General features: G+C 64.7%; 10 protein-coding genes. 2 read left to right on the forward strand and 8 right to left on the reverse strand.

All coding sequences use genetic code 11. The features are described from left to right. Positions 1-399: 399 nt before the first annotated feature. Positions 400-1,581 (forward strand): RNA-guided endonuclease InsQ/TnpB family protein, encoded by a 1,182-nt coding sequence (locus MU521_RS12895; protein WP_092691261.1) that lies wholly within the window; start codon positions 400-402, stop codon positions 1,579-1,581. Here the strand turns inward: MU521_RS12895 and MU521_RS12900 are convergent, their stop codons facing one another. Further along, on the reverse strand, positions 1,582-1,944 hold the full coding sequence (locus MU521_RS12900) for a DUF5811 family protein (RefSeq protein WP_092661541.1): 363 nt from the start codon (positions 1,942-1,944) through the stop codon (positions 1,582-1,584). Positions 1,945-1,984: 40 nt separating this feature from the next. Further along, entirely contained in the window at positions 1,985-2,461 is a 477-nt protein-coding gene (locus MU521_RS12905; protein ID WP_092691259.1) for a pyruvoyl-dependent arginine decarboxylase, read from the reverse strand. 417 nt (positions 2,462-2,878) lie between these two features. Here MU521_RS12905 and MU521_RS21655 point away from each other — a divergent pair, with 417 nt between their 5' ends. Further along, positions 2,879-3,883, forward strand: coding sequence for a flagellin (locus MU521_RS21655; protein ID WP_092691257.1), 1,005 nt, complete (start codon positions 2,879-2,881; stop codon positions 3,881-3,883). 483 nt (positions 3,884-4,366) lie between these two features. Here the strand turns inward: MU521_RS21655 and MU521_RS12920 are convergent, their stop codons facing one another. The 6 genes from MU521_RS12920 to MU521_RS12945 all read right to left on the reverse strand — a co-directional run bounded on the left by MU521_RS12920 (position 4,367) and on the right by MU521_RS12945 (position 13,328). Continuing rightward, entirely contained in the window at positions 4,367-6,325 is a 1,959-nt protein-coding gene (locus MU521_RS12920) for a heme-binding protein (RefSeq protein ID WP_092691254.1), read from the reverse strand. Between the two features lie 49 nt (positions 6,326-6,374). Beyond that, complete coding sequence (locus MU521_RS12925) at positions 6,375-8,201, reverse strand: site-2 protease family protein (protein WP_092691251.1); 1,827 nt, start codon at positions 8,199-8,201, stop codon at positions 6,375-6,377. A 93-nt stretch (positions 8,202-8,294) separates the two neighbouring features. After that, positions 8,295-9,938 (reverse strand): lysine--tRNA ligase, encoded by a 1,644-nt coding sequence (gene lysS, locus MU521_RS12930; RefSeq protein ID WP_092691424.1) that lies wholly within the window; start codon positions 9,936-9,938, stop codon positions 8,295-8,297. Between the two features lie 50 nt (positions 9,939-9,988). Further along, positions 9,989-10,681, reverse strand: coding sequence for a UMP kinase (pyrH, locus tag MU521_RS12935; protein WP_092691248.1), 693 nt, complete (start codon positions 10,679-10,681; stop codon positions 9,989-9,991). A gap of 26 nt (positions 10,682-10,707) precedes the next feature. Continuing rightward, entirely contained in the window at positions 10,708-11,784 is a 1,077-nt protein-coding gene (locus MU521_RS12940) for an ATP-binding protein (RefSeq protein ID WP_092691246.1), read from the reverse strand. After that, positions 11,781-13,328, reverse strand: coding sequence for a methyl-accepting chemotaxis protein (locus MU521_RS12945; protein ID WP_092691244.1), 1,548 nt, complete (start codon positions 13,326-13,328; stop codon positions 11,781-11,783). The genes MU521_RS12940 and MU521_RS12945 overlap by 4 nt, the downstream gene beginning before the upstream one ends. Between the last annotated feature and the right edge of the window lie 221 nt (positions 13,329-13,549).

Genomic DNA, 13,549 nt, shown 5'->3' on the forward strand with positions numbered 1-13,549 from the left:
CGTATCGCGTGCTTTGAGCAGTCGGCACGTTGGCACACCTTTCGAAGATGTGGCGTTCACCGACTGGTCTTTCGGATACTGCCTCGTTACGTGGGCGGACAGGCCGCCTCCGCAGGACGGTTCGGAATCCGCTCCGTTTCGACCGATTCCTGTCCGTTAATATGCACGCCTGTCAGTTAAACGCCGGTATTCTGAAACTCAAGAATGGCGTCGAACGTGGACTCTCTCCCAAGTTGACGGCGCGTATCCACGGCCTGAAGACCGTGGTATTGCGCCTACTCAGCCTATAACTTCAGTCGTGGGATGAATCCGACAACTGTCCTGCAACCACTTTCACTCCGGTTGGCAACCTAATATATAGGTAGCACTCGTCACACAAAACACAGACCGGGCGATACGATGCATCGCGAGGTCACCACCACGGTTCGGGTCAAACTTCACTCGCTCACCGGGCGGAAGGCTCGCCTCGTCGAGCGTGAGTACGGTGCGTTCCAAGACGCCGTGCACGGTGACGACGCGAACCTCTACTCCGCGACCATGCAACAGGCGGAGAAAGTCCGGTCGAACAAGAATCCCCGAGAGGATACCGAGCAACCCGTCGTTCTCCGCAACGATTGCATCACCATCGAACACGACGAGGCGACGGTTCTCTCGTCGTGGTGGTTCAAACTCCCTGTCTACAATCCCGAGAAAGAGAAGGGAGACAGCATCTGGGTGCCCGTCCACGTTCCCGAGAAGGACACACATCTCCTCGAAGACGAGTATATCTGTGACTCGGAACTTGTCTCTCGGGACGGCGAGTGGTACGTTCATCTCGTCTGCAAGCGGTCTGTGGCCGTCGCAGACGAGTACGACGACGTGCTGGCCGTCGATATGGGCGCGAAATGGATCGCCGTCAGCACGTTCCTCTCCGACCGCGACACCACGTTCCACGGCGCGGAAGTTCGGCGTGTCCGTGAACACTACAAGCAACTCCGCAAGTCCATCGGGAAAGCGAAGGTGCGGTCGGGAGCGCAGGTTATCGAGCGTCTCGGTGATAAAGAGTCGCGGACAGTCGAACACAAGTTGCATCAGGTGGCGAACGACCTCATCGCCCGGGCACGGGAGCGCAACGCCGTCATCGTGTTCGGTGATATGACAGGGTTGCGCTTCGACACCGGCGAGGGCAGGTACGTGAACGACAAGACCCACAAGATGCCGTATGCGAAGCTGGCGAACTTCTTGACGTACAAAGCCCACCTCGATGGGCGCGAGTGCACTCCAGTGGCGGAATACGATACGTCTGTGACGTGTTGGCGCTGTGGGTCCCAGAACACGAGGCGTGACGTGCAGGGACGACTGGAGTGTCACGACTGTGGACTGGACGACAACGCGGACAAGAATGGTGCGCTGAACATCGGACAACGAGCCGTCGGTAAGGACATTCAGAGCCCGCTATCGACGGCGGGGGCTGTTGTGGCTCAGCCCGAAACGCAGGTCGTACTCACTGGAACCAACGGCGAGATGGAACCTGCGAACTCCCCAGACAACGTGGGCCTCACCCTCAGTGAGGGAAGCCCGCGACTTCGGTCGTGGGAGTAGTCACTGCGCCGTCGGGGAGTGGTCGGTCCCCATCGCCTGTTTCATCTGGAGTGCCGCGCTGGCCGCGAGTCCCTGGGCCAGATCCGTCTGTTCGTCCTCGCCGATGCGGAGGTCGGCGTCGTCCTCGGGCGTGTAGCCCGCGCTGACGGCGGAGCCGACGGGCGGCTGGACGGCGACGGTCGCCCGGGGGCCGTTGGCACCCTGTGCGAGTTCGAGTCCGACGGCGAACTCGTCGGGGAGGAGGTCGCGGGTCTGGGCGGCGACGTTGGCGAGATCGCGGCGCAGATGGCGGCGCTGCTCGGCCGTGAGCCGTGGCGCGGCACCGTCGTCGTCTGCACCCGCGAACGGAGTGTTCCCGTACATTGACCCCCTGATAGGTGCGACCCACGTAAAAATCCGCCGGCTACTGTAGAAGTGACCGGCTCTCCCCGTACGCCGCGATCACCAGCGCCGTCGTGTACGCGTCGGGATCCGGTTCGGCCGCGACGACGATCGAATCGTCCTCGACGAACGCCCAGTCCCGGAGGTCCTTGCCCGCCGCCAGCCCGTCCGCGATCCGCTCGCGGACGACCGCCTCGCTCTCGCCGTCGGCCTCGTAGAAGATGCCCCGGCCGGAATCGCTGCGCGCCCAGCCGATGCCGGCCGCGCCCGCCTCGCCCGGCGGCGCGGTGTGGCGACCCTGCACCACCGTCAGCCCGTCGCCGACCGCGCCGAGGTCCGGAGCCTCGCCGACGGCCTCCAGTCGTGCCTCCGCCGGAATGACGGAGGACACCTGGATCAGGTTGAAGTTGTGGACGTTGGCCTCGGCCAGGGCCGCGTCGTACGAGGCCGTGGGCGTCGGCCCGGTCGCAGTGGCCCACACGAGCCGAATCACGCTCATACCAGAGGCAAGACGGATGGGACGGTAAGCCCTTACGGAACCACCTTTTTGGCGAGGGGGTCGGGGGCGACTCCCTCGCCAAAAACGTGGGCAAAAAAGGCTGAAGCCTCACTCCGTTCGGCTTCAGTGAACCGCGCCTCGCGCTGCTCGGCGCGGATGCTAGTTCCCAGGATAGAGGATCAATACATCTTCACCCCTCCGGTTCATAGAGTTGTACGTCTGATCAAGAATAATCAAAATAAATCCCGGCAGAATCATAATTCGACTGCGGACTGTTGCTCAGTTTCGCTCACACACTGAGACGACACTCCACCGTTGTCATGATGATTTTCGAGAAGTCACAGAGAAAACACAGGTAATCTCAATTCTGAAACTCGTGCGCCAGTATTAATAGAATAGCTAATGCTTATCCAACCGATGGCACTGCGGCATCCCGGTTCAAGAAGGCCAAACCGGGGGCAGGTCGGGATTGGGACGCTGATTGTGTTTATTGCGATGATATTGGTTGCAGGCATGGCTGGTGGTGTGCTTCTTTCAACGACGGAGTTCTTACAAAGCCAGTCCGAGGAAACTGGGGAAGCAGCATCTGCACAGGTTTCAGATCGTGTCACTTTCATAAGCAAGTATGGGACCGTCGCAGAAGCGAACGATCGGATTATACTCAAGAGTAGCCAAGTGCACTATCTGGATTTCCTCACCGAGAACAGTTTGGTACAAGAAGAGCTTATTATTCCATCAGGTAGGGAAGTAGAAGTGTTTAGCCAAGGTGGGGGCGGGGGTGGTTGCTCGCCACCATATCATCTGATAATTAATGGGGTCCGTTCAGACGAACCACTACCATTTGATGATCGACTGAAATTTGAGAAAACGTCTGAAGATAATATTCGAGTCACGCATATTGATGCAGATGGTTCCAATTACGTCATCACGACCGCGTCGTCACCACTCTCAGCAAAAGTTGACGCAGCATCAGACTGCACCGCGGAGTTGGAGTTCCGCGAGATCGGGGGAGACGATTCAAGATGGTTTGTTGATGAGCAGCGCCCAGCTGAAATTCGATCTGCAAAAGAGAGTCTCTCACGGGTGAGTGTTACAGTTCGGAGCGCACCAGGGGCCGGGGATATTGATCTTTCCAACGCCGTTGTAACGTATGTGAGTTCATCGACTGTTCAGCATTTTACATATACTAAGGCCAGCGCCAACAAAACTAGATTCACAACTGAACCACTGCAAGACAACAATGTAGTTCTTGAAGATGACGAGCAGGTCACACTACACCTAAACATGGCTGCAGTTGAATCAGGACTCGGACTAAAGCCCGGAGCCAAAGTAAAAATCAATCTCAATACAGAAAGGGGTACAGTCACTACTGTTACACTAACCGTGCCTGAGTCCTTCTCACGAGCCGAACCACTGTTATAATAGGATGAATTCGTACGTCAAGGCTTGAAGCCCCACTCTGAGGATTGTGACGGGAGTGAGTCACTTTCGGTCTGGATACTGCATATGCATACTCACTGTATCAACTGTTTCACTCAAGGCTACCCGAAACTAGCATCCGCGCGAGCAGGGCGGGACCGGAGGTCCCGCTGGCAGCCGGCGCGTCGTCGTTCGAAAGGCGCGAGGCGCCTTTCGTGATGTCGCCAGACGCCGTCGGCATCTGGCTGCTAACCAGAACGCGGAGCGTTCTGGTGATGACGAGAGAGCTTTGCTCTCTTGAACCACGCCGGCGACGAAGCGAGCGCGGTTCACTCGGCGCGAACGCAGTGAGCGCCGAGCGGTTTTTCACGCACGTTTTTGCAAGTAGTGCGGGAGCAAAGCTCCCGCAGACCATGCGAACGGGCGGCTTCGCCGCCCGTGAGCAGACGGGGGTTCGCTCCGCGAACCCCCCGCAGTAAAAAGATGCTAGGCCAGGAAAACGTGTCTTGGCCGGTCGTCGAGGACTTCCTGGCCCCACGAGACGGTCTCGGAGAACTCCTCGGAGCGGAAGAATGCCATCGCGTCGTCCTGTGAGTCCCACTGGCTGGCGATGAACATGTCGTTCTCGTTTTCGCGGTTGACCAGCAGGGCCGTCTCGCGGTGGCCGTCCATGTCGGCGAGCAGTTCACCCACGTCGTCGAACCGGTCGGTGAACTCCGCGCGGTAGTCGGGCTTGACGGTGTAGAACATCCCCATCGTCCCGAAGCCGTCCTGTTCGCCGGCGCGGCCAACGACCTTCGGCAGGTCCGAGAGGAAGCCACCGGCCTTCTCGGCGGCTTGTTCCGTCTCCCAAAGGGAGACGACGGCCGAGCGGTCGCTGTCTTCTGCTCGGGTGTCGTAGACGGCGGTTTTGACGTGGCTGTCGTAGTGATCGAAGCTCTCCCGCAGATCCTCGACCTCCGCGAACAGCGTCTGGGAATCGGCGTCCGAGTAGAGCACCAGCGCGAACACGTCCTCGCCGCGGGGCTGGCCGGCGTAGATGTCTTCCTCGACCAGCTGGCCGCGGATCTCGTCGTCAGTCCCGGCCGCCTCGGGTTCGTCGTCGGCATCCTGCTCGCCGAGCGGCCCGCGGTACCCCTCGACGATGCCCGCCAGGTCGTTCAGGAAGCCAGCGGCGGTGTCGGCGGCGCTTTCGGTCTGCCAGACGCTGGCGATGGCCGCCCGGCCCTCGTTGGCGCGGACGGTCGTGAGGACGTGCGTGTCGTAGTGGTCGAAGTTACCCCGGAGGCCGTCGACCTCGTCGGCCAGGTCGCTCGCGTCGGCTTCGGAGTAGAAGACCAGCCCGTAGGTCCCCTCGTCGTAGTCCTGGCCGGGGAACAGGCCGAGGTTGGCGAGTTTGCTTTCGAGTTCGTCGTCTGCATCGATGTCGGCGTCGCCCGGGTCGGGGCGGCCGCCCGAGGACCCCGAGTCGCCGTCGTCGCTGTCGTCGCTCGCCTCGGTCGCCGGCGGGTGGTCGTCGCCGTCGGCCTCGCCGTGGGCGTGGTCGTCGCCGCCGTGGGAGTGGCCGTGATCGTCCGCGTCGCCGTCACCGTGGCCCTCGCCATGCGGAGACCCGCTTGCGTCGGCGGCCTCGCGGTCGGTCGGGACGGGCTCGCCGGCGAGCAGGGCGTCCAGGTCTTCCGGCGGGAAGCGCTTGCCGAAGTAGAAGGGGCCGAAGTCGGCGAACTTCGAGCTGGAGGGGTCGAAACGCATCTCGTTGAGCAGGTCCTTGATGTCGGTGGGGTCGTCGGCCCACAGGGTGATGCCCCACTCGTAGTCGTCGAAGCCGACGCTGGAGGCGATCATCTGCTCGACCTTGCCGCCGTAGCTCCGGCCGATGTCGCCGTGACGGGCCATGTGTTCGGCCCGTTCGTCGAAGGGCAGGTCGTACCAGTTCTGTTCTGGCTGGCGGCGCTTGCTCATCGGGTAGAAACAGACGTGGTCGGCGTCGGGGATCTCGGGGTGGAGTCGCTGCTGGATGTACTGGGCCAGCCCGGAGTCGTCGTCGACCTCGCCCTCGAAGTACTCGCGGGCGCGCTCGGTGTAACCCGAGGCCTCGGTCACCGAGAGGTAGGAGGTCGGCTGCTCGGTGAACGCGGCGAGTTCCGTCCGCTCGAACCGGCGTTCGGCGGCTTCGACCTGGCCGACCGTCTGGCGCAGGTGGACGATCATGAGGTCGGCCTTGTGGCCGACGACGGTGAACACGGCCGTGTGGCCGCCGCCGAATTCGCCGGGGTCGGCTACGTCCTCGAGCGCGGCGTGGGACTGCAGGTACTCGATGCCCTCACTGAGTGCGCGCTGGCGACGGCGTTCGGGGGCCTCGCGCCAGGCGTCCCAGTCGATGGTTCTGAAGTCGTGCAGTGCGTACCATCCCTCCTCCGTCGGCGGCGGGTCACGCTGAGTCATACGCGTCCGTTAGGACGGCTCCGTAAGGAGGTTTCCGTTCTCCGGTCGGTCAGCCGCCTGCGATCAGACCGGGCCCGAAGATCATCAGGAACAGGCCAGCCAGCATCAGGAGGCTGATCGAGACGGTGACCGTCGTCGTCAGCCGGCGACCACCTTCCACGGGGAGCCGCGAGATGATCGCCTCCGAACTGGTCCGGAGGATGTGGCCACCGTCCAGCGGGAAGGTCGGGACGAGGTTGAACATCCCCAGCTGGAGGTTGACCCAGGCGGTCCAGAACAGCATGTTGGCCGCGATCAGGACGCCGCTGCCCAGGCCACCGAGCAATCCGGTCGTCGTGTAGAAGTTGGCCACCTCGGGGACGAACCCGGCGAAGTTGTAGCCGATCTGTGGCTGGAGGACGCCGATGAAGGGCAGGATCAACACCATGAACACGCGGCCGAGTACGGATCCGTCCGTCAGGCCGCCGAAGGCACCGGCGTCACCCTGGAGGAGTCCGAGGAAGTCCTCGGCAGGGTAGGTCTTGATTCCGAAGTCGTTGACGACCAGACCGCTCACGCCGCGGGCGGGTGCGACGCCGACGAACCCACCCGGTTCGTTCGGGTGCGGATCGAGCGTGACGTTGTAGACTTCCCGGTCGAAGTCCCCGTCCCGGAGGACGTACGTCTCGACCGCAACCGTGGTTCCGGGTTGCTCGTCGCGCAGGGCCTCGCTCAGCGTCGCGGGGTCGATCACCCGCTCGCCCGCGACCGAAGTGACGATCAGGTACCGGTCGGTCGGTGCCGTCGTGTTCCCGAGCGGCCCGTCCTCAAAGACCCGGATCACGAACGCGCCGGTGGGGAACGTTGCGGAGCCGTTCTCGGTCTCGACCGTCGCGACGGTGTGGTTCGTGACTGCCTGCTCGAACTCGCGTTCGGTGCTGACGTTCGTCCCGTTGACCGCGACCACGTCGGTCGGACTCCGCTCGCTCCAGTTGATCCCGCGCTCGTTCCCGCGCCCGTCGATCACCTGCGGGATCGACGCCGTAATCGTCGGCTCCCTGGTCACCTGGATCGTCCGCTCACCGTTGAGTTCGACTGCGACCCGCTGGCTCTCGGTCTCGCGGAGGACGGTCTCCAGTTCGCCGGGTTCGACGATTTCGGTGCCGTTGACGGCCGTGATGAGGTCGCCGCGCTCGACGCCCGCCTCCTGGGCAGTCGACCCGGGGAGGGACTGGCCGACCGGCGTCCCGCCGGCGACAGCGATGGAACCGACGATGGGTCCAAAGAGCAGGGCGAAGGCGACGACGGTGATCGCGAAGTTGTTCATCACGCCGGCGGAGAACATCCGGGTCTGGGAGCCACGGTCGGCCTCGTTGCGGCTCTCTTCGTCGGGTTCGACGAACGCGCCGACGGGAATAAAGGCGAGGAAGGCCAGTCCCATCGAGTCGATGTCGATGTTCTCGACCCGGCAGAGCAGGCCGTGGCCGCCCTCGTGGACGACGAGGCCGACAAGGAGGCCGAAGACGATTCCGGGGGCGGCCGACAGCGGGAGGAACTCGTTGACGCCAGGGATCACGAGGACGTTCTGGGGGTTGCGCACCTCGGAGGGCGTCGCTTCGGGCGAGAGGATGCTTCCGGCCGCGGCCGTCAGCACGACGACCAGCATCGCGCCCATCGTCACCAAGGCGATCCCGACGCCGAAGTTGCCGTAGGCGCGCCAGAATCGCTTTGGGCTGGCGAGCCAGTTCAGAAAGGCCCGCCCGCGCTGGGTGTGGATGGTCGTGATCGGACCGGACACGCGGATGTAGCTCGGAAGCCATCCTTGCGTCCGCAATGCCATCATCGCCAGGGTGTAGAGGAGGATGCCGGCGAGTACCCACAGCCACAGGTCTGCCATCGCTCGAAGTGAGGGGCCTGTCGGTCAAGAGGGTTTGGTTCGGCACAGATCAGGCGAGATCACGGGGCAGGGGCGGCCAGCCGCGAACGACCCTCAGGCCTCCCGGCGCAACCGGTCGAGGACGAACGCCTCGTCCAGCGCCGCGAGGAAGGGGCCGAGGCGCGGGCCCTGATCCGTGTCGAGAAAGAGCTGGTAGCCTGCGCTGAAGAAGTCGCTCACCTCGATGTCGTGGCGCTTGGCGGCCTCGTAGATCTCGCCCTGGATCTCCTCGCCGTCGTCGTGCTCGGCGACGAACGCGGCCAGGTCGTCCAGCGCGGCGGCCGTCGCCGCGTCGAACTCCACGTCCGGCAGGGCCTCGGCCAGCCGGTAGTTGTACTCGTTGTCGGTCCGCTCGGCCCAGGCGCGGGCCTGTTCGACGCGGGACAGGGCCGCGTGGACCTGCTCGGGCGTCGCGTCGTCGGGGATGTGGCCCTCCCTGCGGGCCATCGTCTCTCGCAGTTCCAAGTCGTCGGTCATCCCCAGCACCGCGGCGAACGTGTAGGGGATCCGGACGGGCTGTTGCTGGGGCACCGAATCGACGATCATCGGATAGGCTCGCTCGACGAGTTCGGCCTCGGTCTCGTCGCGTGGCTCGGCGTCGCCGAAGTAGACCCGCTCGAACCGGTCGAACTCGTCGACCAGCTGGTCGAGCGTCTCGACGCTGAAATCCCGCTGTTTCCGGGGGTTCTTCACGAAGAAGTACCGGAACACCGCGGGTTCGAGCAGTTCGAGGACCTCCGCGACGGTGACGACGTTGCCCGACGACGAGGAGAGCGCCTCGCCGTTCAGCGTGAACCACTCGTAGACCATCGGGACTGGCGGGTCGATATCGAGGAGGTTCCGGGCGATATCCTCGCCGCTGGGCCAGGAGCCCTCGGCGTGGTCCTTCCCGAACGGCTCGAAATCGACCCCGAGGATGTCCCACTGGGCGGGCCACTCGAACCGCCAGGGGAGCTTGCCGTCCCGGAGCGTGGCCGTCCCTTCGTGGCCACAGCCCTGGATCGTCCGGTCGCCGGCTTCCAGGTCCGTGCAGGTGTACTCGACTTCGCCGGCGTCGAGGTCGACGCTCGTGACCTCGCCCGTGAGCGTCCCGCACTCGGAACACCGGGGCGTGAAGGGTGTGTAGTCCTCGTCGACGCTGTCCTGGTACTCGCTCAGGAGGTCGCGGGCCGCGTCGGCCCGGGAGAGGAGGTCACGGGTGACGGGCTCGAACTCGCCGGCCGCGTAGAGCTCCGTGTTCGAGACGACCTCGATGGGCACGTCCACGAGTTCGGCCGCGTCGAGCAACAGGTTCGAGAAGTGTGCGCCGTAGGAGTCACAGCAGCCGAACGGATCGGGGATGTCGGTGTAGGGCTTGCCGAGGTTCTGACCGACCGCGGCGGAGTCGACGGCGTCGTCGCCGAAGTCGACCACGTTCCAACCGAGGTCCGCGAGCGTCCGGGGAATCTTTCGGAGCGGATCCCTGTCGTCGGTGGTGAACACCTGCCGGACCTCACGGCCCCGATCCCGGAGAGCCTCGGCCACGAAGTAGCTCCGCAGAATCTCGTTGAAGTGACCGATGTGGGGCACGCCGGAAGGGGAGACACCGCCCTTGATCACGATGGGGTCGGCGGGCTCAGTTTCGAGGATGGCGTCCGCGACGGCGTCGGCCCAGAAGGCCCGCCGGTCGTTCGTCCCGACGGCGTAGGGGTCGTAGATCGCGTCCTCGTCCAGGTCCACGTCGATTGCGGGTGGTGCACGGTCGTCGGTCACGTCCCATCACCCGGGACGATCTCGGTCCCGTCGTGGTCGTCGTCGAGGATCGCGCGCTCGACGGCCTCGGGGTCGGTGCCGTCGAGCACGACGGCCCGGAGGTTCGCCCGCTGGATGACCTTCGCGGCCAGCAGGTCGACGGGGGCGTTGCTCCCGGCGGCCATCTCGATGTCGGCGATCGCGTCGACGAGTTCGTCGGCCGAGAGTTCGGCGTACTTCGTCGCGTCGTCGTGTTCGTTGGGGTCGGCGCTGAACACGCCGGGGACGCTCGTGGCGTAGACCAGCAGGTCGGCGTTGACGTACTCCGCGAGCGCGGCGCTGACGGCGTCGGTGGTCTGTGCGGCCGCGACGCCGCCCATCACCGGTACGTCGCCACGGTGGAAGGCGGCCCCGGCGTCCTCGTACGTTTCGGGGGGCGTCGGTGCGGCCGCTTCGCCGAGCGCGGCGATGAGCAGGCGGGCGTTCAGCCGCGTGACGCCGATGCCCAGCTGGTCGAGTTGCATCTCGTTGGCTCCGAGTTCCCGGGCCGAGGCGATGTAGTCGCGGGCGACCGTGCCACCGCCGACGACGACGCCGACGCGGTGGCCGGCCGCGAGTAGCGACTCGACCACGTCCGCGTAGGCGCGCACCCGGTCGGGATCGAGATCCGGTGCGAGGACGCTCCCGCCGATAGAGACGACGACTTTCATTACGTCACGGTTGCCCTGTTGCCGGCTTAAGGGTTGTCAAGCGGGGAGACGGAGGCATGGTCCGTGTCCGCCGCCGGCGGCTGGCCGTCGGTCCGGGCCGGCCGGAGCCGCAGTCTGACGACCGTCAGCCCGTCGTGTCGCTCGTATTCGAGGTGGCCGCCGCAGATCTCGGCCACCCAGCGGACGAGCCAGAGACCGAACCCGCGCCCGTGCTCGAGTTTGGTGATCGCGCTGTCCTCGAACACGGGGGCCCGCTCGTTCTTCGGAATACCGGGCCCGTCGTCGATCACCTCGACGACGACCCGGTCGCCGTGCGGGCGGACGGACAGGTCCACGGTGTCACCACCGTGCGTGGCAGCGTTGTCGAGGAGGGCCTCGATGGCCTCTTTGAGCCGCGAGACGCCGATGGCGGATTGCGTGTCCGGAGTGGACACCTGTATATTCGTCTCCGGGTAGGTGTGGGCCACCGTGTCGGCGACCGTCCGGCAGAGTCCCGCCACGTCTATGGGCTCGGGGTCGTGTTCGTCGAGCAGAATTCGTTCGACTGTCTTGGCCTCCTCGCCGACCGTGGCGAGGCGCTCGGCACGGTCGGCGATGGTCTCTGCGAGCGCGGCGATCTCGTCGTCCGTCGTTCGGTCTACCACCTGGGTCGCCGTTCCCATGATCACCTGCAGGTCGGTCCGGAGGTCGTGTCGGAGCAACCGGTGGACGACCTGAATGTGGCGTTCGTACCGGCGTTGATCGCTCAGGTCGGTGTAGATGGCGAAACCATACTGCCCAGCGTCCCGCTCGTACGGAACCCCACGATAGAGGAACTCACGAGGCCCCTGGGTCGTCATCCTGGTCACCAGTCCCGTGTTGGGTTTGTTCGCGGCGGTCCGCCGGTCGAAGCGGGTCGCCTCGTCAGCGCAGTCGTCCGGGACGATGAAGTCGTTGAGTGACTCGCCCCGGATCCGGTCGCGGCCGTAGCCGAACACGTTCTCGAACGCGGGGTTGACCGTTCGCACGATGGGTTCGTCGTCGACGAGTTCGATCTCGACGACGGAATCGCCGATGAGTGTGAACAGGTGGCCGAATCGGTCTTCCGGTGTGGTAGCTGTCATGGTCGGACACTGTCGAGACCGGTGAGTGAAACCGTAGCGCCGTCCCCGCCGGTCGGGGAGGTACGGACCTGGAGGCGACGTTCACCGGCCGAACGGGACAGCTCGAACACCTGATCGGCCGCGCCGGCGTAGAACGCGCCGAAGGTGTCGTCGACGGTCCCGTCGTCGACGACGTTCAGGACCGTATCCCGAGCGTCGAAGACGCCGGCGTCGTTCTCGTAGCGAGCCTCGCGTGCCCGCTGTTCGCCCAGCGTCCGGATCTCCGCCGCGACGTTGCCCACGACCAGCAGGGGCGCATCGCGGCGCCGAACGGTCCGCTCGTTGACCGTCGACAGCGAGGACGACGACAGATCGAACACGTTCCGGCGGGAACGCCAGTCGTCGAACGCGTCGAGGACGAACAGCCGGTCACTTTCGAGTGCAGTTCGTGGCTGGCGTTCGAGCGATTCGGCCAGCGTCGCCTCGTCGAGGCCCGGCGGCGGCGTGAGCGAGACGGCGAGACCGGTAGCAAGTGCCGCCGAACACAGTCCCGCGACCAGATCGGCGACCGACCCCACGTCGTACCGGAGGACGATGCGGCCACCACGGACGAGTCCGTCGACCCGTTCGTCGAGTTCGGGGATTCCGGTCGGCACCGTCTCGACGGTGTCGGGAGCGAGCGGCGGGACGGCATCGCCGATGGCCTCGGAGATTTCACCGAGCATCGCGGTCTGCTCGGTCCGAGCCTCGCGGATGGTGGCGAGTTTTTCTTCGATGGCGTCCGTCCGCTCTGCCGCGCGCTCACACCGGTCGGCGACGCTCTCGCTGACTCTGGCTTGCTCGTCGGTCGTCGCCGACATGGCGGCCACGTCCTCCGACGTGGTCTCGACGGTCTCGGCCACGTCGGCCAGGCTGTCGGCCGCTCGTTCGATCTGTCGTGCGCTCGCGGTGATCTCGTCGACGGCCTCGTCGAGGCTGGAGACGGTCGCGTCGGTCGCCTCGCGGACTTCGGTCAGCGTCGTGGCGATATCGTCCGAGAGTTGCTGTGACTCGGCGGCCAGTCCCTTGATCTCGTCGGCGACGACGGCGAACCCGTCGCCGTCACCGTCGGTTCGGGCGGCCTCGATGGACGCGTTCAGCGCCAGGATATTGGTCTGTTCCGCGATATCGTCGATGTTCCCGAGCGCACTCTCGATGCTGTCGATCCGCTGTTGGAGTCGCTGCATCTCCTCGGTGGCGGCGACACCCGTCTCACGGACTGACTCCATGCGTTCCATCGCCGCCCCGGCGGCGGCACGGCCCTCGCTCGCCGCTTCGGCCGCGCGGGTCGTCCGTTCGTCGATCTCCTGCGAGCTCGCGGCCATCTCCTCGATGGTCGCACTCAGATCCGAAACGTCCGCGAGGACCGAACGCATCTCCTCGGCCTGCGTCGCCATCCTGTCGTCGATATCACCCAGTCCGTCGTCGACGGAGACGGACGCCGTCCGAACGACTTTCAGCGCGCCACGTGCGTTCACGAGCGCACGTCGCTCCGGATCGGCGATGTCGGTCGCCCGTCCGGTCACGCGACACCAACCCCCAGCAGGGGGAAGTTTAGAATATCAAAAAATGATTCGATAAGCGACGTACGTCGTCTGCGATTATCGACTTTCATAACACAAGCATGGAGTGAGATCGGCGAGGATTAAGTATTGTGTATATTTTCATTTAACGGCCTTAATCATCACAGGCGGACGTGGAGTGGGACCACCCGGGCGGTGGCCGGTCGCTCGGTCCCGAAGGCCTA

Origin of the sequence: Halorientalis regularis (genome assembly GCF_023698535.1) — an archaeon.
In the GTDB taxonomy this organism is placed as follows: Archaea; Halobacteriota; Halobacteria; order Halobacteriales; family Haloarculaceae; genus Halorientalis; species Halorientalis regularis.

Excerpts from the sequence above, each read along its gene's own strand:
- MU521_RS12940 (WP_092691246.1), bottom strand. The coding sequence starts at position 11,784 with ATGACAGCTACCACACCGGAAGACCGATTCGGCCACCTGTTCACACTC.
- MU521_RS12920 (WP_092691254.1), bottom strand. The coding sequence starts at position 6,325 with ATGACTCAGCGTGACCCGCCGCCGACGGAGGAGGGATGGTACGCACTG.
- MU521_RS12925 (WP_092691251.1), bottom strand. The coding sequence starts at position 8,201 with ATGGCAGACCTGTGGCTGTGGGTACTCGCCGGCATCCTCCTCTACACC.
- MU521_RS12900 (WP_092661541.1), bottom strand. The coding sequence starts at position 1,944 with ATGTACGGGAACACTCCGTTCGCGGGTGCAGACGACGACGGTGCCGCG.
- MU521_RS12895 (WP_092691261.1), top strand. The coding sequence starts at position 400 with ATGCATCGCGAGGTCACCACCACGGTTCGGGTCAAACTTCACTCGCTC.
- MU521_RS12905 (WP_092691259.1), bottom strand. The coding sequence starts at position 2,461 with ATGAGCGTGATTCGGCTCGTGTGGGCCACTGCGACCGGGCCGACGCCC.
- pyrH (WP_092691248.1), bottom strand. The coding sequence starts at position 10,681 with ATGAAAGTCGTCGTCTCTATCGGCGGGAGCGTCCTCGCACCGGATCTC.
- MU521_RS21655 (WP_092691257.1), top strand. The coding sequence starts at position 2,879 with ATGGCACTGCGGCATCCCGGTTCAAGAAGGCCAAACCGGGGGCAGGTC.